Source organism: Flavobacterium supellecticarium, assembly GCF_004801375.1.
In the GTDB taxonomy this organism is placed as follows: Bacteria; Bacteroidota; Bacteroidia; order Flavobacteriales; family Flavobacteriaceae; genus Flavobacterium; species Flavobacterium supellecticarium.
The window spans coordinates 474805-499142 of the sequence record NZ_SSNZ01000001.1 but is presented as its reverse complement, the minus strand read 5'-3'; the positions used below and the strand labels follow the sequence as shown (position 1 = coordinate 499142).

At 39.4% G+C, this 24338-nt stretch carries 13 protein-coding genes; 6 read left to right on the top strand and 7 right to left on the bottom strand.

The window, feature by feature from the left end; translation table 11 throughout:
* Positions 1–10 precede the first annotated feature (10 nt).
* The 7 genes from E6C50_RS02420 to E6C50_RS02390 all read right to left on the bottom strand — a co-directional run bounded on the left by E6C50_RS02420 (position 11) and on the right by E6C50_RS02390 (position 18247).
* Positions 11–922 carry a PorP/SprF family type IX secretion system membrane protein gene (locus E6C50_RS02420; RefSeq protein ID WP_136401603.1) on the bottom strand — a complete coding sequence of 304 codons (912 nt, stop codon included), beginning with the start codon at positions 920–922 and terminating at the stop codon, positions 11–13.
* A gap of 42 nt (positions 923–964) precedes the next feature.
* Positions 965–8257 carry a gliding motility-associated C-terminal domain-containing protein gene (locus E6C50_RS02415; RefSeq protein ID WP_136401602.1) on the bottom strand — a complete coding sequence of 2431 codons (7293 nt, stop codon included), beginning with the start codon at positions 8255–8257 and terminating at the stop codon, positions 965–967.
* A gap of 23 nt (positions 8258–8280) precedes the next feature.
* Positions 8281–8772, bottom strand: coding sequence for a hypothetical protein (locus E6C50_RS02410; protein ID WP_136401601.1), 492 nt, complete (start codon positions 8770–8772; stop codon positions 8281–8283).
* 688 nt (positions 8773–9460) lie between these two features.
* A complete protein-coding gene (locus E6C50_RS02405) occupies positions 9461–11380 on the bottom strand; it encodes an OmpA family protein (protein ID WP_136401600.1) in 1920 nt (639 codons plus the stop codon).
* A gap of 11 nt (positions 11381–11391) precedes the next feature.
* On the bottom strand, positions 11392–12306 hold the full coding sequence (locus E6C50_RS02400) for a PorP/SprF family type IX secretion system membrane protein (protein WP_136401599.1): 915 nt from the start codon (positions 12304–12306) through the stop codon (positions 11392–11394).
* Between the two features lie 40 nt (positions 12307–12346).
* On the bottom strand, positions 12347–17734 hold the full coding sequence (locus E6C50_RS02395; RefSeq protein WP_136401598.1) for a gliding motility-associated C-terminal domain-containing protein: 5388 nt from the start codon (positions 17732–17734) through the stop codon (positions 12347–12349).
* An 18-nt stretch (positions 17735–17752) separates the two neighbouring features.
* On the bottom strand, positions 17753–18247 hold the full coding sequence (locus E6C50_RS02390) for a hypothetical protein (protein WP_136401597.1): 495 nt from the start codon (positions 18245–18247) through the stop codon (positions 17753–17755).
* Between the two features lie 447 nt (positions 18248–18694).
* On the opposite strand from E6C50_RS02390, the gene E6C50_RS02385 reads away from it, so the two are divergent.
* From E6C50_RS02385 to E6C50_RS02360, 6 genes are all read left to right on the top strand, one after another.
* Positions 18695–19183: a SixA phosphatase family protein gene (locus E6C50_RS02385; RefSeq protein ID WP_136401596.1), complete on the top strand. Its 489-nt coding sequence runs from the start codon at positions 18695–18697 to the stop codon at positions 19181–19183.
* Positions 19180–21294: a polyphosphate kinase 1 gene (ppk1, locus tag E6C50_RS02380; protein WP_136401595.1), complete on the top strand. Its 2115-nt coding sequence runs from the start codon at positions 19180–19182 to the stop codon at positions 21292–21294. Before E6C50_RS02385 ends, ppk1 begins: the two co-directional genes overlap by 4 nt.
* A 17-nt stretch (positions 21295–21311) precedes the next feature.
* Positions 21312–22202, top strand: a complete 891-nt coding sequence (locus E6C50_RS02375) for a Ppx/GppA phosphatase family protein (RefSeq protein ID WP_136401594.1) — start codon at positions 21312–21314, stop codon at positions 22200–22202.
* A gap of 3 nt (positions 22203–22205) precedes the next feature.
* A complete protein-coding gene (locus E6C50_RS02370; RefSeq protein WP_230978938.1) occupies positions 22206–22646 on the top strand; it encodes a GNAT family N-acetyltransferase in 441 nt (146 codons plus the stop codon).
* A gap of 13 nt (positions 22647–22659) precedes the next feature.
* Positions 22660–23217 carry a Crp/Fnr family transcriptional regulator gene (locus E6C50_RS02365; RefSeq protein ID WP_136401593.1) on the top strand — a complete coding sequence of 186 codons (558 nt, stop codon included), beginning with the start codon at positions 22660–22662 and terminating at the stop codon, positions 23215–23217.
* Between the two features lie 91 nt (positions 23218–23308).
* The gene (locus E6C50_RS02360) at positions 23309–24328 is read left to right on the top strand and encodes an NAD-dependent epimerase/dehydratase family protein (RefSeq protein ID WP_136401592.1); all 1020 of its coding nucleotides are present in this window, start codon (positions 23309–23311) and stop codon (positions 24326–24328) included.
* Positions 24329–24338 lie beyond the last annotated feature (10 nt).

Here is a 24338-nt window from a genome sequence, read left to right as displayed (position 1 = left end):
ATCATAAAATTTAGAAGAAACGAGGCGTTAACACCCGGTTATAGTTATTGAAAAACTCGAAACGGAGGAAAATCTCATGGGATCCCGAATTGTAGTTCGCCAATCGGGTAGTTTCTGCATCATAAGCATAGCCGATAAACCAGGAATCCGATATCTGAAATCCGGCCAGTGCACTTACGGCAGCATCCCAACGATAGGCCACACCAAGGGTAAGTTTGTCACTAATCAGAAAGTTTCCGGATACATCAACTTGTAACGGTGCGCCTTCTACCGCTTTTACCAACAAGGCCGGTTTGAATTTTAATTCACTGCTAAAATCAAACACATGTCCTGCGATAAAATAATAGTGTAGTCGCTCTTTGGTTACCGAAACAGAATTGTCTTTATAATGTTTGGTTTCCAGAAAATTAGGGACCGACAAACCAAAATAGGTGTTATCGGAATGCACATAAATTCCGGCGCCCACATTAGGGCTAAAATCCATATTGAGATTCTGAAACTGCGGATCGCCCTGATGCTGGATATTCAGTTTGTTAATATCCAGGCTAAACAGATTAGCCGTTCCTTTTATTCCAAAGGAAACCGTATAGTCTTCTGATGCCTGTATACTATAGGAAACGTCTACCGAGATATTGTTCTCGGTAGCCGGACCTATTTGATCATTTATAAATGATAAACCTAAACCCACTTTCGAATCATTTATAGGAGTGTTGATAGACGCAGTAGCTGTAGTTGGTGCTCCGTCTAATCCGACCCATTGCCGTCTGTACATTCCAAAAATACTCATCGCGCCACGCGAACCCGCATAGGCCGGATTAATAGTAATTGTATTGTACATATACTGAGTATATTGTGAGTCCTGTTGCGAATATCCGGTGGTACCCATCAATATCAGTGCGAATAATATAAGATATGTTTTCATGTATCCTTACTTTAAATTGAACTAAGAATAAAGCTATTACTACTATCGGTTAAGATATAAATAGCCCGTTTTAGTAAATTCGGTACCACTTTCGTTTTTATATTTCAAAATATAAAAATAAGTGCCATCGGGTAATTCGGCTCCTTTGTTAAAGGTAGCTCGTCCTTCCGATACGCCCCGGAATACCCGGGTTGTATTATCGTAACCATCGGTACTGAATACTAATATACCCCATCTGTTGTAAATTTCAACATTGTTTTGTGGATAACAGCTAATTCCGTCAATAAAAAAGACATCATTATAACCATCATCATTTGGCGATACGGCATTATAGACATTTATAGAACAGGCCGGTAGTACAATACATCTGTCGTGTACTTCTATATTGATCTCAAAAATACGCGGACAGTCTCCATTTGAAATGGTATAGCGGACAATATAGTTACCTAATGCTACCTGATTAGGACTAAATATACTGCCTTCTAAGGCTGCTCCGGCATTTGTTGTTGACCAAGTGCCATCCTGTGGCGTTCCCTCCGGTAAGATACTAAAAAGATTAACAGGTTCATCCTTAATACAAATCGCTTTTGATACTACTGTAAGCGGATTATTAATCGTAACATTCACAGTTTGTGTGTAGGTTTGCGTATTAAAGCAGACATCGCTAACCGTCCAGGTGCGAATAATGCTATAGGATTGTGCCGTTTGATTCGCTGTCGTTTCGCTATATTCTACCGTTACCGTACCGCCACAATTATCGGCAAAAGTTGGTTCCGGAACCGGTGGAATATTAGCACAATCGGCAGTAACCTCAGTATCGAGAGTCGATGTTAGCGATGGTGCGATATCGTCCGAAACGGTTATGATCTGGATACTGTTTGACGTGTTGCCACAAGCATCCGTAAAAGCCCATGTTCTTGTGATTATATACGAATTTGGACAATTACCCGGAGTAGTCACATCCACGCCTTGTACGGTTATGGCTCCAGAACAGTTATCAGTTGCTGTTAGGCTTATCATTGCCGGAACGTCGCTACCACAAACAAGTGTGATATCTGCCGGAGCAGCTGGTGCTACTGGTGGAACATTATCATTTACAGTAATGTTTTGCGATACGCTGGATGTATTGCCACAAGCATCGGTAAAGGTCCAGGTTCTTACTATAGTATAGGAATTCGGACAGTTACCCGGAGTAGTCACATCCACACCTTGTACGGTTATTGCACCGGAACAGTTATCGTTTGCTGTTAAGCTGATCATTGCCGGAACATCACCGCCACATGAAAGTGTGATATCAGCCGGAGCAGCTGGTGCTACTGGTGGAACATTATCATTTACAGTAATGTTTTGCGATACGCTGGATGTATTACCACAGGCATCGGTAAAGGTCCAGGTTCTTACGATAGTATAGGAATTCGGACAATTACCTTGAGTCGTTACATCTACACCTTGTACCGTGATTTCACCGGAACAGTTATCAGTTGCTGTTAAACTGATCATCGCCGGAACGTCGCTACCACAAGCAAGTGTGATATCTGCCGGAGCGGTTGGTGCTACTGGCGCAATAGTATCATTTACATTTATGTTTTGCGATACGCTGGATGTATTGCCACAGGCATCGGTAAAGGTCCAGGTTCTTACGATAGTATAGGAATTCGGACAATTACCTTGTGTGGTTACATCCACGCCTTGTACCGTGATTTCACCGGAACAGTTATCAGTTGCTGTTAGGCTTATCATTGCCGGAACATCACCGCCACAGGAAAGTGTTACATCTGCCGGAGCAGCTGGTGCTACTGGCGCAATATTATCGTTCACATTTATATTTTGCGATACACTGGATGTATTGCCACAAGTATCCGTAAAGGTCCAGGTTCTTACGATAGTATAGGAATTCGGACAGTTACCCGGAGTCGTTACATCCACGCCTTGTACCGTAATGGCTCCAGAACAGTTATCGTTTGCTGTTAGGCTTATCATTGCCGGAACATCACCGCCACATGAAAGTGTGATATCAGCCGGAGCAGCTGGTGTTACTGGTGGAACATTATCATTTACAGTAATGTTTTGCGATACGCTGGATGTATTACCACAGGCATCGGTAAAGGTCCAGGTTCTTACGATAGTATAGGAATTCGGACAATTACCCGGAGTCGTTACATCTACACCTTGTACGGTTATGGCTCCGGAACAGTTATCATTAGCTGTTAAGCTGATCATCGCCGGAACGTCGCCACCACAAGTAAGTGTGATATCGGCAGGAGCAGTTGGCGCAACCGGCGCAATAGTATCATTAACAGTAATGTTTTGTGATACGCTTGATGTATTGCCACAAGCATCCGTAAAGGTCCAGGCTCTTACGATAGTATAGGAGTTTGGACAATTACCCGGAGTAGTTGCATCTACACCTTGTACCGTGATTTCACCGGAACAATTATCAGTTGCTGTTAAGCTGATCATCGCCGGAACGTCACCGCCACAAGCAAGTGTTACATCTGCCGGAGCAGCTGGTGCTACTGGCGCAATAGTATCATTTACATTTATGTTTTGCGATACGCTGGATGTATTGCCACAGGCATCGGTAAAGGTCCAGGTTCTTACGATAGTATAGGAATTCGGACAATTACCTTGTGTGGTTACATCCACGCCTTGTACCGTGATTTCACCGGAACAATTATCAGTTGCTGTTAAGCTGATCATCGCCGGAACGTCACCGCCACAAGCAAGTGTTACATCTGCCGGAGCAGCTGGTGCTACTGGCGCAATAGTATCATTTACATTTATGTTTTGCGATACGCTGGATGTATTGCCACAGGCATCGGTAAAGGTCCAGGTTCTTACGATAGTATAGGAATTCGGACAATTACCTTGTGTGGTTACATCCACGCCTTGTACCGTGATTTCACCGGAACAATTATCAGTTGCTGTTAAGCTGATCATCGCCGGAACGTCACCGCCACAAGCTACGCTTATTGCAGCCGGAGCAGCTGGTGCTACTGGTGGAACATTATCATTTACAGTAATGTTTTGCGATACACTGGATGTATTGCCACAAGCATCCGTAAAGGTCCAGGTTCTTACGATAGCATAGGAATTCGGACAATTACCTTGTGTGGTTACATCCACGCCTTGTACCGTGATTTCACCGGAACAGTTATCAGTTGCTGTTAAATTGATCATCGCCGGAACATCACTGCCACATGAAAGTGTGATATCAGCCGGAGCAGCTGGTGCTACTGGTGCAATAGTATCATTTACAGTAATGTTTTGTGATACGCTTGATGAGTTACCACAGGCATCGGTAAAGGTCCAGGTTCTTACAATAGTATAGGAATTCGGACAGTTACCTGGAGTCGTTACATCTACACCTTGTACGGTTATGGCTCCGGAACAGTTATCATTGGCTGTTAAGCTGATCATCGCCGGAACGTCACCGCCACAAGCTACGCTTATTGCAGCCGGAGCAGCTGGTGCTACTGGTGGAACATTATCATTTACAGTAATGTTTTGCGATACACTGGATGTATTGCCACAAGCATCGGTAAAGGTCCAGGTTCTTACTATAGTATAGGAATTCGGACAATTACCTTGTGTGGTTACATCCACACCTTGTACCGTGATTTCACCGGAACAGTTATCATTGGCTGTTAAGCTGATCATCTCTGGAACGTCGCCACTACAAGCAAGTGTGATATCTGCCGGAGCGGTTGGTGCTACTGGCGCAATAGTATCATTAACAGTAATGTTTTGTGATACGCTTGATGTATTGCCACAAGCATCGGTAAAGGTCCAGGTTCTTACTATAGTATAGGAATTCGGACAATTACCTTGTGTGGTTACATCCACGCCTTGTACCGTGATTTCACCGGAACAATTATCAGTTGCTGTTAAGCTGATCATTGCCGGAACATCACCGCCACAGGCAAGTTTTACATCTGCCGGAGCAGCTGGTGCTACTGGCGCAATATTATCGTTCACATTTATGTTTTGTGATACACTGGATGTATTACCACAAGCATCGGTAAAGGTCCAGGTTCTTACGATAGTATAGGAATTCGGACAGTTACCCGGAGTAGTCACATCCACACCTTGTACGGTTATTGCACCGGAACAGTTATCGTTTGCTGTTAAGCTGATCATCGCTGGAACATCGCCACCACAAGCAAGTGTGATATCTGCCGGAGCGGTTGGTGCTACTGGCGCAATAGTATCATTAACAGTAATGTTTTGTGATACGCTTGATGTATTGCCACAAGCATCGGTAAAGGTCCAGGTTCTTACGATAGTATAGGAATTCGGACAGTTACCCGGAGTGGTTACATCCACACCTTGTACCGTAATGGCACCGGAACAGTTATCATTGGCTGTTAGGCTGATCATTGCCGGAACGTCGCCACTACAAGCAAGTGTTACGTCTGCCGGAGCAGCTGGTGCTACTGGTGGAACATTATCATTTACAGTAATGTTTTGTGATACGCTGGATGTATTACCACAGGCATCCGTAAAGGTCCAGGTTCTTACGATAGTATAGGAATTCGGACAGTTACCCGGAGTGGTTACATCCACACCTTGTACCGTAATGGCACCGGAACAGTTATCATTGGCTGTTAGGCTGATCATCGCCGGAACAGCACTACCGCAGACTACGGTTATAGCAGCTGGTGGCGTTGGCACTACCGGTGGGGTAGTATCTTTTATAGTAATCTGTTGTGTAAAATGCTGATTCGCTGCACAAGCGGTACTAATCGTAAAAGTTCGGGTTACAACCAACGGACAAGTACCGGATTGGGTATCGACGTAGGTAATGGTATAGTTTAACGATTGGTTTGTTGTGCTTCCGCCCGCGGCTAAAAATTGAGCCAGACTAATGCTAACTGGTGTTGCACTATATACCTGACCCGTTATGGAACCGGTACTACAACCTTCGAGTGTAAAGTTAGCCGGAGCTGTAATAACAGGACTCGTAGCAATGCTGATTTTGAAGGTGTAATAGCAATCGGTGCTTCCCGGTGGAATACCATAATAGGTTTGTGTTCCTACAGTAGCCGGAAACGGATTAGAGGCGGTATATTCGACAGTGCCGGAACCAACCGGATAGCTGTTGTAAAAACGGGTTCCCGGAGGAAAGGCTCCGCTCACTTGTGATACCGCAATACTACCGGAAGCATTACAAAAATTAAATACAATTTCATCCGGTGTATTCTGACAATGACTGTTTACATAGTCCTGCGAATTAATGCTTATGGTCAACGGATCTTTTATAGGTTCGCCCTGACATATTCCAGAAGCCGTATAACCCTGAATAAACGGTTTGGTTGTAACGGCAACTCCTGAAATAGCACCGACACCGTTTATATAACCGTATATGGTTATCGCCGGACTACAGTGCATATTTTTGAGTATGCTACAATCTTCGGTTGCTTTTAATTTAAACGTAAGTTCGCCTAAAACATCCGATGGATTGGCCGGTAACGGAAGTGTTCCGATATTCCAGATAATGGAGCCGTTTGCACCTTGAGATGGGTTAAACGATACGGTATTCGGACTCGGAGCCGGACTAAAAAGGATGTTACCCGAAGCACTACCATTTACATAACTCGCGGTAAAAGGCACCGGTATTTCTACGGTTGCATTGTTAATGGCTTCCGATCCTTCGTTTAAAACTTTTATTTTAAACTCGATTTCCTGTCCCGGTAAAACAGTTAACGGTCCGCTTACAGGGTTACCATTTATCGTGGTAACGGACGAAATTCCCTGAGGTTGCGGAACATAGGCATCGACCGACATGGCTATCGTAAAAATAGAGTAGGTGTCTTGCGTGGTTCCATACCGGAATTTGGTAGACGTCTGGTTATTGGTGATAACACTGTTTCCGGAATTCGGTATCGTAAACATACTGATATCCAAACCGGTATTGTTCAACAGGTTTGGATTTAGGGTGTTGCCACCGGTGAGTATCGATGAATTAAAAAAGTTTGTGGTTGTATTTCCGGAATGATTCAGATCCAGCCAGCTGTTATCGCTTTGTTTTTGGATACTGAAATAATCTCCGCTAATACCGCGATCACCTTCACCCGCCATTAAGCCAAGTTTTAGATTAACCGGACCGGTCTGAACGGTGTTAAATCCCGATACCGGTAATTCAAAACTGGTTGTATTACTACCACTCACATAGGCGTGTCCGTCGAAAACGGTTACATCACGCCATTTCATTTTGGAGTTTTCATAAATCACAATTAATCCCCAACCGCCATAATATCCTACAGATCCTCCGTTGCCTTCTACCATCGCAACATCGGCTACGGTATAATCGCCCAAGCCGTATTGTTTTACGTAATCGGTTACTTCCGCATAGGCGGAATAGATAAAATCATCGGTGGAATTCGGATAGTAAATATCGTTGGTATTAGCCGTAACCGGTGTATAACCTGAAGCGCCCGGACCTTTTAATAAAACTTCTCTTTTGTTAAAGTTTTTGGTTACGCTAACGGTGCTTGAAATGCTTCCGCTAACGTTGGTATAGGCAAATGAAGTCGACTGGTATTGGGCTGTGGACTGGTTTTGTCGGGAGTCACGTTCCAAACCATTTACGATAAGGGTTATGCCTCCGGATTCGGTGTATACCGTAACCGGATCAAAGGTTACGACTCTGGTGTTTCCATTATTTGTCACAACCTGATTGGTTGGATTGATCCAGCTTCCGCTGTTAATGCGATAGCGGATGTATGGTGTGGCATTCTGGAATTCGAATTGAACCGTATTTCCGTTACCATTAAAATCATAGCGAACATAATAGCTGTTATTATTTCCCTGACGCGAAACACTCATCGTATATTGCGAATTCGTAATCGCATCATTATGGCCAACGGTTTGATTACTGTTTACAGGTTGTGGAGCGCCCGGAAAATTTTTAGTCACCGAAAAAGTATCGGGACTGGAACTGCCATTGGAAGCTCTGGCCGACCAATATAGTCCGGCATAGATAATTTTGGAACAGTTAGGAATCGCACCGTTTTCGGTCGAAAAGTTTAGTGTTGCGGAAGATGAATTTAATGTATTTGGATCACTGTCTACATCTACATATTGCATATCGTTGTTACTGTTGTTCGTGTTGTCCCCATAATTTACCAATGACAGGTTGGTATTCCCGATCATGGTAAAATCGCCCTGGATGTTATAAATCTTTTTAGTTGGCGAATACTGAGAGGTTCGTTGGGTAAACGGAACCCGAACTTGCGAAAACACACTAATGGCTGTAAACATCAAAAAAGAGGTTAGCAGGAATTTGGTGTATGTCGCCGATATGATACTACTTAATTGGGTAAAGTTTCTCATAATCTGATGACTTTTAATAAAATTTAACTGGGTATGGATATCGAGTATATGATCAAATAATCATGACGATTATTTAGAAACAGGCTTTTGATATAATCCGGATTGCATTTAAAATCACAGATAATATAGATATACTTCAGATTCTTGAATTTTTCAAGTGCTGTCGGATCGATCCTTGCTGCGTCATTGGCACTGAGCTTAAGAGTAAGCATTTCCAATGAACCGATGTTATCCATCGCGAGCAATTGCCTGAATGAAGTCGCATCAACTTCGGCATAATACAAATTACCTTGCGTTAAATTTTTCTCTTTACCATTAAGGATGTAAAGTTTGGGATGCAATTCTTTTAATAATGATTTTACATGATCATAATCAAAAGCGGAACCTTCTTTTTTACTTCCATACCCGTTGTTTGTCATTAAATCCTGGTAGGATATAAAAGTTTGTGAATGTACCGTTTCTGCCAGGAGGAATAGCAGAAACAGTACGGCTGCTTTTTGTTTTAAAGCGTTCATAATCAATATATTTAATTAAGTTAGTTGCGAAACAAATGGCATAAGGAATCCCAGGGCGATAAAACTGTAGCGTTCTAACACCTATAGAAATACGGTATACAAAGTCATGGAACAAATTGTCAGGATAAGCGACAAAAAGTACGTAGCGACTTAATTAAAAGGGTAGTACTGTTTTAGGAAATGAAAAAGTAAAATGCGATATAAATTAGTGGTATCGCAATAGACATACGGATTTTATCGCGGAACATTGTGTGTATTTTAAGCGGAAGTGGTATTTACTTAAAATAAAAACAATGCCTTGCCGTGTTTCTAGTGATACTAAATTATTCAAATAAAATCGGGATTACTTCTTTTCGTAAGGTTTTTCGATAAAAGGACTTTTTTTATCTGTGAAGTAACGATTATTTTAGACTTGATTTGTTATATATTTCTTGTTTTTATAAAAATCCGACACAAGAATGTATGCGGTTTTGTTAAATTAAATAGACTTTATGGTTAATCAGACGGACAATTTCTCTGAGTTTTTTTTCTATTGAATAGGAATGGTTAGCTTTGTATCTGCATCTCTATTTATATAAAAAATAAAAGTTTTACTAAAATCCAATCCAAATACCCAAAATGCAAAAGCATCCTTTTTTAAAAAGGATGCTTTTGTCGTTTTAAAATAGATATAATTAAATAAAAAAGATTACATTTTTACGATGATAAACTCGCTACGTCTGTTTTGCTGGTGTTCGGCTTCAGAGCAAGGAACACGATCGGAACAACGGTTTATCGGTTGCGTTTCACCATAACCTTTGACGGTTAGACGATTGCGATCAATACCATGTTTTACTATATATTCCAAGGTCGAATTGGCCCTTCTGTCGGACAAACGTTCGTTGTATTGATGCGTTTGGCGGCTATCCGTATGCGAACGAATATCGAGGGTTATGGTTGAATGTTCTTTTAGAACGGTAATTACTTTTTGAAGTTCCACTTCGGCATCCGGACGGATATTCCATTTATCCAGATCAAAATAGATCGTTTCGAGGGGAAGCACTTTTGTCAGATCACTGCCTGATTTGATGGGAACACTTTTTTTCTCCAATTCGATATTTAGTGTGGTTTTACCTGTTTTGGCCGGTATGATCACACTGGTTTCCAGGGTTTGATATCCTTCATTTTCGGCTTTGATATAATAGATTTTATCACAATCGATCGTTTCAAAACGGTATAATCCGTTGGAATCGGTTTGGAGCGAATCAATTGATTTTCTATTAGCATCAAAAAGGGATACTTTGGCATTGGCCAACGGTAATCCGCTTTCTTTATCGGTGATTATTCCTTTTAAAAGCTGTTCGCAAGGCAATTCTTTAACCTTATAAATATCGTCGGATCCTTGTCCGCCATCCCGATTGGAACTAAAATACCCCATTTGTTTCTGACTGTCCATGATCAACGCAAAATCATCCTTTGGACTGTTCACCGGACTTCCCAGATTTTCAGGAGTCGAATAACCGTCATTTAAAATTTTGGATTTAAAAATATCCAGTCCGCCAATCCCTAAATGCCCGTCGGAAGCAAAATACAGTTCGTTTTTTTGTGAAACAAACGGAAAGGTTTCCCTTCCGGATGTATTGATGGTTTTCCCCAGATTTTCCGGTTTTCCATAGGTTCCATCGCTATTGATGGTTACTTTATAAATATCGGAATTTCCAAGACTACCGGGCATATCGGACGAAAAATACAGTGTTTTTTCATCCAGACTCAATGCCGGATGTGCCGTACTGTAGTTGTTGCTGTTAAACGGCATTTCGGTTACATTGTCCCATTTTCCATCGGAAAGTGTCGCTTTGTAGATTTTAAGCTTGATGATCCGGTCGGAACTTTTCCCTTTTTTTCTATTGTTATAATTATTCCGGGTAAAATACATTGTTTTACCATCTTTAGAAAATGCCGGGGTCGATTCATGAAAACGGCTATCAATATTTTTTGAAAACTTTTTTGTAGGTGACAGATAACCCTCCCCAGTGTTCTGTGCTACATAAAATTTAGTAAAATACTGATTGGTCCATTGGTGTTTCCGTTGAAATATGCCCCCGGCATCACGAGCAGAGCTAAACACTAACTCGTTATTATAAAAAGCCGGACCATAATCGGAATATTTGGAATTAATTCCAGTGTTTTCTACCTGAAAACGTCCGGAATCTTCCCGTAATTTCTGAATATAATCCGGGTTATTAAGTAGTTCATTAGCTAATGGATCGTTGGTTTTCTTATAGAAAACCAAAAGCATTTGGTTGGCTTTATCATAGTGCCCGATCGCTTTTAAAGTTTGAGCATACCGAAAATAAGAGATCGGTTCGACAGTCTGGTTAAGCGTAAAAAGTTTTTCGTACCATTTTTCTGCCTTATCAAGATCCCCGTTAAAATAATAGGAATTGCCCAGTTTTTCGAACAGGTTTGCCGATTTATACCCTTTTTTCGCCACTTTTTCATACATTTTAATAGCATCTATATAGGCATAATGATCGTATTTTTTATCAGCGTTGTTGATGCTGTTTTTTTGAGGAAAAGCAGCAGAATAACTGATCAAGGCTATTAGTAATATCACTTTTTTTTTCATCATCATACGATTTAGAAGAAACGCGGTGTGAGCACCCGGTTATAGTTATTGAAAAACTCATATCGAAGAAAAATTTCATGGGATCCCGAATTGTAATTGGCTAATCGCGAGGTTTCGGCATCATAAGCATAGCCGATAAACCAGGAATCGGATACCTGAAATCCGGCCAACGCACTTACAGCAGCATCCCAACGATAGCCAACACCAAGGGTAAGTTTGTCACTGATCAGGAAGTTCCCAGACAGGTCGACTTGTATCGGTGCGCCTTCTACTGCTTTTACCAACAGTGTCGGTTTGAATTTTAATTCACTGCTAAAATCAAATGTGTGTCCGGTGATAAAATAATAGTGTAGTCGTTCTTTGGTCACCGAAACGGAATTATCTTTATAATGTTTGGTTTCCAGAAAATTAGGAACCGAAAAGCCAAAATAGGTGTTATCGGAATGCACATAAATTCCGGCGCCGACATTAGGACTGAAATCCATATTAAGGTTTTGAAACTGCGGATCACCCTGCTGTAGTATATTTAGTTTATTAATATCCAAACTAAACAGATTGGCTGTGGCTTTGAGTCCAAACGAAATCTTATACCTTTGTGAAGGTTGTATGGTATATGAAAAATCCATCGAAAAGTTGTTTTCAGATGAAGGTCCTATTCTATCGTTTGTAAACGATAATCCCAAACCGATTTTTTCATTTTTATGCGGCGTATTCACTGAGAGCATTACGGTAACCGGTGCTCCGTCTAATCCAACCCATTGTTGTCTGTACATCCCAAAAATACTCGTTGTGCCTCGCGAACCCGCATAGGCCGGATTAATCATGATTGTGTTGTACATATATTGTGTATATTGAGCGTCTTGTTGGGAATACCCGGTGGTTCCCATCAATATGTATATATATAGTATGTTAAAATATGTTTTCATGTTCACCTGATTATTAAATTGAACTATATTGTAAAACAGATTAACGAGCCAGATATAGATAACCTGTTTTGCTATGTCCGTCACCATTTTTATCTTTATATTTCAAGATATAATAATAGGTTCCTTCTGGTAACTCGGTTTTTTTACTAAAAGTGGAGCGACCTTCTGATATACCCCGGAATACACGGGTTGTATTATTGTAGCTATTCGTATGAAAGACTAATACACCCCATCTGTTGTAAATTTCAACACTGTTTTGCGGATAAAAAAGGATTCCATCGATATAAAAGACATCATTATTACCATCATCATTTGGTGATACAGCACTATAAACAGTGATCGATTGGGCTGGCTGTATAGTACACCGGTCGTGTATTTCGATATGAATCTCAAAAGTGCTCAGACAGTTCGTATCGATAACAGTATAGCGGATTATATAGTTACCTAACGCTAACAAATTCGGATTTAAAAAATGGTCTGTTACTATAACAGCACTATTATCAGCCGACCAGGTGCCATTTTGAGGTGTATTTTCCGGTAACAGACTGAATAAATCCAATGGTTCGTCATCGACACATAAGGCACCTGATACTTTAGTCGATAAATTAGTATTCACAACATTGACCGTTTGTGTATAAATTTGTGTATTCAAACAGGTATCATTTGCTGTCCAGGTACGAAAGATACTATAGGTTTGAGCTGTTTGATCGGTTGTATTTTCACTATACGCTACTGTTACAGCACCTTCGCAGTTGTCTGTAAAAGTCAGTTCGGGAACCGGTGGAATGTTGGAACAATCTGTATCGATCGCTGTTTCAAGGTCAGAAGTTAATGAAGGGGCAACATCATCTGAAACCGTTATTATCTGAATATGATGAGACTTATTATCACAGGCATCGGTAAAAATCCAGGTTCTTGTAATTATAAATGAATAAGGACAATCTCCAGGTGTTATTGTATCTGTACCTAAAGCGGTCATTTCTCCGGAACAATTATCAATCGCTGTAAGAGTAGGCATTATTGGAATAGCATTACTACACGATACGGTTGTATCCACAGGTGCGTTTTGAATTACCGGCGGCGTTTCATCCTTGAAATTTATATACTGTGTGATCTTGGATGTATTCCCACAAGTATCCGTAAAGACCCAGGTTCTAACGATAGTATAGGAATTCGGGCAACTTTTCTGCATAATAGTATCCTGACCTGCTACCGTTATTTCACCCGAACAGTTGTCTATTGCTGTCAGACTGATCATATCCGGTATTGCATCACCACAGCTCAGTGAAACATCGGCAGGAGCAGCTGGAACGACAGGAGCTATACTATCAATAATCTTGATACTTTGTGTCGTATATGATGTATTGCCACAGTCATCTGTAAAAGTCCAGGTTCTGACAATAGTGTAGGAATTCGGACAATTCCCCGGAATTGTAATATCCTCACCGACAACTGTTATTTCTCCTAAACAATTATCTATTGCTGTCAAACTAATCATTTCCGGGATTTGGCTATCACAGTCCAGGGTAATGTCTGCTGGACCTACTGGTGCCAACGGTGGAATCGTATCCATAATAGTAATGTTTTGGGATACGCTGGAGGTGTTTTCACAAGCATCCGTAAAAGTCCAGGTTCTGACGATTCTATAAGATCCGGGACTGTTCCCAGGAATACTTGTTTCCTGTGGCATAACCGAGATGGCGCCGGAACAGTTGTCCATTGCAGTCAGGCTGATCATCTCTTGAACGGCATCAACACAATTAACGGTTATATCGTCCGGAGCCGTTGGAGCTACCGGTGGAATAGTATCAGTACTACTAAGGCTGGCCGTAGTTGTTGTTACGTTTCCACAGGAATCGGTAGCCGTAAAGGTTATTATTGTGTTGTCTAAACAGATGTTTGTTAGATTATTAAAGTCATTGGTCCAGGTAATCGCCCCACAATTGTCGGTCGCAGTAGCGCCACCATTGCTGTTTAACCAATCCTGTAAAGAAGCATTAGTTGTATCGCAAACCACAGTGATATTTTGTGCCGGAGTTGTAATTACCGGTGCAATGTTATCCATTATGGTAATGGTTTGTATTTGCGTGTTTACATTGTCACAATCGTCGGTTAAGGTCCAGGTTCGGGTTATGATTTTTGTTCCGGAACAGTTTCCATCGGCTACCGTATCGGTAAATACCGCCTCCAAACCGGATGCACAATTATCAATTTCATCGGTTACATCGCCGGTAATGGCAAGGGAAGCGTCGTAATTACAACTTGCATCGGAGTAAATAGTACTATCAGCCGGTACGGTAAATGTAGGGGCAATAGTATCGTTTACGGTTATATTTTGGGATACACTCGAAGTATTCCCGCAATCATCGATAAAAGTCCAGGTTCTAACGATGATATAATTATTGGGACAAATGGCTATAGTGGTCATTTCCTGAGCCGGAACGGTTATCGCTCCAGAACAATTGTCAATTGCTGTTAGACTGATCATCGGTGGAACAGCACCCACACAATCAACGGTTATATCTGCCGGAGGTATTGGTGCTACCGGCGGAATAGTATCAGTACTACTAAGGCTGGCCGCTGTTGTTGTTGCATTTCCACAGGAGTCGGTAGCTGTAAAGGTTACCATTACGCTATCAAAACAGTTGTGTCCCAAAGCATTAAAATCATTGGTCCAGGTTATCCCTCCGCAATTGTCGGTCGCTATAGCTCCACCATTGTTGTTTAGCCAATCCTGTAAAGAAGTATCAGTTGCGTCGCAAGCTACAGTGATATGCTGTGCCGGAGTTGTAATCACAGGTAGAATAGTATCTGATATTGTAATTTGCTGAACATAATTTTGGTTTGTAGAACAGATGCCATTGCTAGAAAAAGTCCGGGTTATAATTAAGGGACAAGTTCCTGATTTTGTATCTACATAAGTAATTGTGTTATCCAATGGCAGGGTAATGATTGTACCTCCTGCAGCCCAAAATTGATCATTACTAATTGTTACCGGAGTTTCGCTATAAACTAATCCGGTAATAGCAACAGTGTCGCATCCTTCTATAGTTTGGTTAGCGGGTGCTGTAATTACTGGGGTTGAAGTTATCGTAACTTCAAAATTAGTATAGCAACTAATATTACCGGGTGGAATAGCATAATAGGTTTGGGTTCCAGGAGTTACAGGAAATGGATTGTCACTGGTGTATTCGATTGTGGCCGAATCAACAGGGTAGTTGCTATAAAAACGTGTTTCCGGAATAAAAACGGGACTTAATTGCGAGTATAAATTTAAACCTACGGTGTCACAAAAATCAAAATGCAATAGGTCTGGGGTGTTTTGACATTTCGCAGTCACGTAATCATCTTTTATAATTGAAATACTTAATGGTTCATATATAGGTTCACCAAGACATAAACCCGAAGTTGTATATCCCTGGGTAAAGGATAAGTCTGTTATCGGGATACCTGTAATGGCTCCAACACCGGAGCTGGTACCATTAATAACAACTGCCGGAATACAATTTAAATTTTTTAAAATATTGCAATCATCCGTTATCTTTAGCTTAAAGGTTAATTCACCTAAAATATCCGATGTATTTGCTGATATAGGTAAGGTTCCTATATCCCATATAATAGAGCCAGATGCGCCTTCATTCGGATTAAATGTTAGGGTATTAGGCGTAGGTAAGGGGTTAAAAAAAATAGTATTTGATCCGCTGCCTTCTACATATTCTGTCATAAAAGGTATCGGTATATGTAACACTGTATTATTGATCGCTTCGGTTCCGTTATTATAGATTTTTATTTTATATTCAATTTCCTGTTCTGGTAAAACGCTCAACGTACCGGAACCGACCGGAGTTCCATCTATATTTGCCACCGTCGTATTAACTTCCAGATTAGGTATATAAGAATCAATTGCCATCGCTATTAAGAAGATAATATAGAAATCACGATTGGTACCATACCGGAATTTTGTTGAAGTTTGGTTATTGGTTATAACACTGTTGTTCGGATTAGGTACCATAAAAGCACTAATATCCACACCGGTACTGTTGAGCAAATTAGGATTTCGGGGGCCATCGATATTGATCGAAGAATTAAAAAAATTATTGGGATTATTGCCGGAATGCCTCAGCCTTAACCAACTATTGTCACTTTGTTTCTGAATGCTGAAAAAATCACCGGAATATGTACGATCACCTTCTCCTGCCATGACACCTATTTTTATATTTACAGGACCATTTTGTGTAGTATTAAATCCACTTACGGGCAATTCAAAATTATTATTCACTCTTACATATCCATAGCCATCAAAAACAGTTACAGATCTGGAATTCATTTTAGAGTTTTCATAGATTACAATTAATCCCCAACCGCCATAATAACCAGTATTAAATTCGTAGCCCTCTGTTGTGGCAATGTCGGCTACTGTATATTCCCCTAAACCATGTTCTTTGACATAGTTGGTGACTTCGGCATAACCCGAATACATATGGGAATCTGTGTCTGTTGGGTAATAAATATCGTTGGGATTGGCAGTGATTGTACTATAATTGGTAGCTCCTGGGCCTTTTATGGAAACTGTTCTCTTGTTAAAGTTTTTTGTTATTGTTTGAGTTGTGTTGCTAAAGCCCCTTACAGTTGTATTAGCAACAGCGGTTGCCCTATAGTCTGCTAACGATAAATCGTCTCTGATATCTCTTTCCAAAGCATTAATAGTGAGGGTGACACCCGAAGGTTGTGAAAAAATAGTTACAGGCGTAAAGCGGACGCTTCGAATGTTTCCATCTATCAATTCCTGTTGATTGTCGGGTAGTATCCAGTTACCTGAATTGATCCTGTAACGGATGTAAGGAATTTCATTTTGAAATTCAAAATCTACGGAATTGTTCCCTCTAAATTCGTACACAATACTACCATTATTACGAATTGTCATGTTCGTTTGGGTATAAATGATATTTTCTCCATGATGAATGATTGGATCTTCATTTACTGGCGTTGGAGGTAAAGTAACATTTTTGGTTACCGTAAAGGTATTTGGGCTAACTCCATCAGTAGCTCTGGCTCTGCCAGACCAGTATAAACCGGCATAAATAATATTTGAACAACTGGGAATAGCGCCGTTTTCCGTAGAAAAAGTTAATGTTGCCGATGACGAATTCAACGTAGTTATATCATTGTCAACATCTACATAGATCATTTCGGAATTATTATTATTAGTATTATCTGTGTAGTTCGCCAATGTTAAGTTTGTATTTCCAATCATGCAAAAATCTCCTTTTACATTGTAGATCTTTTTATTGGGTGAATATTGTGAGGTTCTTTGTTTAAATGGTACTCTTATCTGAGAAAACGCTTCCAGGGCGGTAATAACAAACAAAAATACCAGGGCGCTTTGGATAGAAACTCCAATTTTTAAGGGTATAGTAATATTTTTCATATTAAAACTTTTGCAGGATTATTGTTCGGGTGTGATAAGTGAATAAATAATCAGATAATTGCGCCGACTGTCTGAAAAAAGACTTTTAATGTCTTGGTAACTACAATCATTATCGCAGATCAGGTGGATATACTGTAAGTGTTGGAGTTTCTGAAGATCTGCAATATGAGCTTTAGTGGTATTGTTTTTTGTAATTCGGAGTGTGAGTATTGTAAGTTGATTTGTGTCTCGTTCTGAAAGTAATTGTTTTATTGAGGAAGTGTCGACTTCTGCATAATTTAGCGTGCTGTTTTGTGTTCGGTCATTTACGATTCCGTTTATGATATATAGTTTGGGTTCAACCGATTTTAGATAAGTTTCCATTTTGGTGAAATCGATACCGGTTGTATTTTGACGACTATCATATTGAGTATCTATAAAATCAGTATAGGATATAAAAGTTTGACTATGGACAGTTGTTACCATTAGTAAAAATAGGTATATGACTTTTAATCTTTTTTTTAAAGTGTTCATCGTTTGTTTGTTTTTGTATTAAAGACGACATATGAATCTCCATGCATTAAATAGGGAGTTTAATGCTGAATTGCTTATTATTCTAAAATCCGGAGAAATCCTCTTAGTCGCGGTTATAGACATAAGAGGGTTTTAAATACACTATTAAAAATCAGAATGTAGCGAATTAGATTAGCAACGGATTGATTATATCCTGATCTTGTGTATTTAAAACAAACTGTGAAATTAAAATGGTAAACAGTAATAAAATTTTTATTCTGTATTATTTTGGTTATATATTTGTTTTATATAACATAAAGTTATTAAAATGTAGTGAATGTGGTTTACAGGAATCTTACTTTTCGATAAAACGGCTTGTTTTATCTTCGAATTAACATTTTTTTGATAGTTGCAGACTGGCATTTTTCTTTTTTTTTGACGTACTTTATAGAATAAATCTTTTTCATCATGAAAAATTTAATTCTAATCCGTCACGCTAAATCGAGCTGGGAAACCCCGAGTAAAGATATTGACAGACCTATTTCTCAAAGAGGTATTCATGATGCCAATATCATTTTTAGTCAGCTAAATGGTTTCTTACCTAAAACGTTTTTAGTCTGGAGTAGTCCCGCTAAACGCGCCAGAGAAACGGCCATGATATTTTCTCAAAATCTGTCAATCCCATACGAGAGTGTTATTATAAATGAGAACTTATATACTTTTGATAGTAAAAATCTTGAAGAAGCCATAAAGAAATGCGAAAACAGGTTCGATAGCCTAATTCTTTTTGGACATAACGAGGCTATCACAGATTTTGTTAATAAATTTGGTGACCTTTATATTGATAATGTGCCCACCGCAGGATTTGTTTCAATAAGCTTTGAACAAAACGAATGGAACACTATTCATAAAGGAAAAACAATAAAAACCTTATTTCCAAGGCAGTTAAAAGTATGACATCTCACGAAAACAGATATATTGACAGAGAAAAAAGTTGGTTGGCATTTAATGCAAGAGTTTTACAGGAAGCAGCAGACGAAAGCGTTCCACTATTAGACAGACTTCGGTTTTTAGGTATTTTTTCCAATAATTTAGATGAGTTTTTTCGCGTACGCTATGCCGCTGTACGCAGGCTGAGTATGGAAGGAATTTCCGGTGAAAAAATCTTAGGTGGCATTTCCGCCCAGCAATTACTCAAAGATATTACTGAAATTGTAATCGAACAACAATCCGAAAGTTTACGTATTCTCAGTGTCATTGAAAAAATGCTCGAACGTGAAAATATTTTTATCATTAATGAATCTGAAACCAATAAAGAGCAACAAAATTTTATTAAAGAGTTTTTTATCCAGAAGGTAAGTCCCGAATTGGTGACAATTATCCTTAACGATCTGGATGAATTTCCCTTGTTAAAAGATACATCCGGTTATTTGGCGATAAAATTGGTGATGAATCCCAAAAACAAGAACCCGGAGGAATCCGAAATTATCCAGAAAAAAGAAGTGCGCTACGCGGTGGTCGAAATTCCTAAAACGATCAATCGTTTTGTGGTACTTCCATCCAGTAACGACAAACAATATATTATATTGTTGGATGATGTAATTCGCTATAACCTACACAGTATCTTTAATATATTCGATTACGAAAGTATCTCGGCGCATATGATTAAAATTACCCGTGATGCCGAACTCGATATTGATTCCGATCTGAATAAAAGTTTGATCGAAAAAATTTCAACCAGTGTAAAAGACCGTAGAATAGGAGAACCCGTACGTTTTGTTTATGATCAATCGATCGATAAGGATACACTGGCTTTTTTCCTTACCCGTATGAAAATCGATGCGACCGATAGTCTTATTCCCGGCGGACGGTACCATAACCGTCGTGATTATATGGATTTTCCGAATTTAGGACGTTACGATTTGCTTTTTAGACAAAATCCGCCTTTACCGGTCGTTGGTTTAAGTCTGGAAGGAAGTATTCTGGAACGAATCAAACAACAGGATTTTCTGGTTAATGCACCCTATCAGTCGTTTTCCTATCTGATTAAATTTTTAAGGGAAGCCGCTTTGGATCCAAAAGTGACTTCTATCAAAATCACCTTATACCGTCTGGCTAAAAATTCGCAGATTATCAGTTCCCTGATCAATGCTGCTAAAAATGGGAAAAGGGTTATTGTACAAATCGAATTACAGGCACGTTTTGACGAAGCCAGTAATATTTCGTATGCCGAACAAATGCAAACGGAAGGTGTTGAACTGATTTTTGGTGTTAAAGGACTAAAAGTACATAGCAAAATTTGTGTGATTGAGCGCGTGGAGGAAGGAAAAATTTTTAGATACGGTTTTATTTCTACCGGAAATTTTAACGAAGCCACTGCTAAAATTTATACCGATGTAACGCTGCTCACAAGTCACCAGCCGATTTTAAGGGATATTAATCGGATTTTCGATTTCTTTGATGTGAATTACCGCGTGCATCGCTACAAGCATCTGATTGTTTCGCCACATTATACCCGTTCGAAGTTTATCAAACTGATCGAAAGGGAAATGCACAATGCCAAAGAAGGAAAGGAAGCCTATATTAAATTAAAAATGAATAGTTTGTCCGATTTTAAAATGATCGATAAATTATACGAAGCCAGTCGCGCTGGTGTCAAAATTCAACTGATTGTCCGCGGTATTTGTTCCTTGATACCAGGCGTATTGGGAATGAGCGAGAATATTGAAGCGATTAGTATTGTTGACAATTATCTGGAACATGCGCGGATTTATATTTTTGGTAACGAAGGTGATCCGGAAGTCTATATTTCGTCAGCCGATTTTATGACCCGAAATCTCGATGCCCGAGTGGAGGTAACTTGCCCGATTTATGATTCGAATATTAAAAACGAATTAATTGAAACCTTTAATATCGGTTGGAAAGGAAATGTAAAGGCCCGATTGCATTCGGAAAACCTGGAAAATAAATACCGGAAACGTCCCAAAGAAAAAATGTTCCGGGCGCAATTGGAAACCTATAATTACTATCGCAACCAAATGGAAGTGATCGTTGAAAAAAAACTCTAATCTGATTTTAGAATAATATGATTTCGATTAAAAAATATGCCGCTATCGATATCGGTTCCAATGCTATGCGATTATTGATCACCAATATCGTGGAGCAGGTCGGTAAAGAAACGCAATTTAATAAAAGTGAATTGGTTCGTGTTCCCATTCGTTTGGGACAGGATGCCTTTACCGTTGGTGAAATTACCGATGATAATATCGAGCGAATGGTTGATGCGATGAAAGCGTTTAAGCTGTTAATGAAAGTATATAAAGTAGAACGTTATATGGCTTGTGCTACTTCCGCTATGCGTGAGGCTTATAACGGACAGGAAGTGGCTGATATTATCAAGAAAAAAGCCGATATAAAAATCAATATTATCGACGGAAAAAAAGAAGCTAAAATTATAGCATCTTCCGATTTACGTCACTTTATTAAAACGGATCAGACTTATCTTTATGTGGATGTTGGCGGGGGAAGTACTGAGTTTTCGTTGTTCTCAGAAGGTCAAATGGTTGCTTCCAAATCGTTTAAAAACGGTACGGTTCGTTTGCTGAATAATATGGTAAATGAGGTGGTTTGGCAGGAAATTGAAAAATGGATTAAAGTACAAACGGAACCGTATGATCATATTACATTGATCGGTTCCGGTGGAAATATCAATAAATTATTTAAACTTTCCGGGAAATTACAGGAAAAACCATTGTCGTATGCCTATGTAAACGCACAATATCAATACCTGAATTCATTATCGTACGAACAACGTATCTCCGAAATCGGTTTAAATCCGGATCGTGCCGATGTCATTATCCCGGCAACACGAATTTATCTGAATGCTATGAAATGGAGTGGTGCCAAAAATATTTATGTGCCAAAAATAGGTTTATCTGATGGGATTGTTAAGGCTATGTATTACGACAAAATTTAAAAAATGGAGATGACAATTGTTACACCTTCTATAGCGGATTATATAGAGATTACCGATCTATGGGAAGCGTCCGTTCGTGCAACACATACCTTTTTGACGGAAGCCGATATTCAATACTACAAACCGCTGATTTTAAATGAATATCTAAAAGCAGTAAGCCTTTTCTGTACGCGTGATCATAACGAAATTAGGGGTTTTATAGGGTTAGATGACGATAAAATTGAAATGCTTTTTATCCGTCCCGATTATCGTGGAAAAGGAGTAGGTAAAGCTTTGCTTGATTTTGCTGTAAAGAAACAAAATGCACGAAAAGTTGATGTAAATGAACAAAATGTACAGGCGGTGGGTTTTTATGAATATCTCGGTTTTAAAACGGTAAAGAGAGAACCTTTGGATCCTAATGGAAAACCGTTCCCGATTTTATCTATGGAGCTTCAAAAATAATAGTACTATTCTTATGAAAACATTGTTTAAAAAACTGGGGATTCTGACGGCAGCCGAATTGGATATGCTGGATGATATACTTACCGAACGAAGTTTAAAAAAAGGGGAATACCTGATAGAGGAAAATACCGTTTGTGATGAAATTGTTTTTATTAAATCCGGAGCGCTGCGTTCTTTTTATATCAATGGTGATGGTGATGAAATTACCAATTGCATCACGTTTGAAAATGAATTAATGTCTGCTTTTTCGAGTTTTGTGACTAAAAAATCAACAGATGAAAACATTCAGGCACTTTTTGATACCGAATTGGAGGTTTTGCATCAGGACGACCTCGAACGCTTGTATTTTGAGAATAGCAACTGGCAAAAAGTGGGGCGTATTCTGGCCGAAACCCAATATGTGCAACTGGAAAAAAGAATTGCATCCTTTCAGAAATTTTCCGGTAAAGAACGTTACGAAGAATTGTTTCGATTACAGCCTTTATATATCAAATTGATTCCTTTACAATATCTGGCTTCATTTTTAGGAATTACACCAAGGCATTTGAGCCGTATCCGAAAAGTAGTGTAAGTTTTTAAATTCCTGGAGAATTCACTATTGGACATATGTCTGGTAATTTCGCTTTAATCCTCCAATATTTTTGCAGAAAACAATTCCAGTTATGCAAAAAAACATCCTTATCATTGGAGGAACAGGTCTGATCGGTTCTACCATTTTCCAAATTTTAAAATCCAGAAATCCCGATTGTAACCTGTTTATAGGCAGTCGTAAAGAAAGTAATTTCCCGAATCGGTTGACAATTGATGTGATGGATTATTCCACATTGTCTGAAATTTCCAAACAAGCAATCGACCTGATTGTATTATGCGTAAATGACAAACTAAATAATGTATTGTATTATGCGATCGACAATCAGATCGATTATATCGACATTACCAAACCCACTCCCGATTTGACTGAGGCATTTTCGATTGCCTCTAAAGAAAAGAAATTATCGAGTAAAATTGTATTTAGCTCCGGATGGATGGCGGGTGTTATGTCCGGTTTACTACAGGATTTAGAAAATACAAAAGCGGTGGAATTATTCGTGTATTATTCGATTAAGGATAAAGCGGGTGAAAGTTCAGCACATTTTATGGCCGAAAATGTCAGCAAACCGTTTCTCCGTTATAAAGAAAATCTACCGGTAACGCTCCTACATTTTTTAGATTCCGAAAAATACGATTTTGCCTTTGAAATCGGAAAACGACAGGTTTACAATTTTGATGTCCCGGATTTATTTATTCTGAATACCATTGAAAAAATCCCGACGGTTTCGGTTAAAATGACCTATAGTTCGAAATTGGTAACCTTTTTGTTAGGGATTTTTCAATCCGTCCGATTATTTGATCTTTTGTCGCTAAAAAACAGAAGATTGCTTTTTAGTGCGAATGGAAAAGGGGATAAGACTACTTTTGAAGTATTGGCGACGACTACAAACGGAAGGTCAAAAACCGTTTTGCAAAGCGACAAAGGACAATCGGAATTAACCGCGTTTGCTACGGTTTTGCATATCGAGAAATTAGAAAACTGCTCATTTTCGAATGGAATCTATTTTAGTCATCAATTGTATCAACCAAATGAAATGATAACCGCACTGACGACTAATAAAACGATTAAAATCAATACATTTAAACTGTAAAACAACGTTT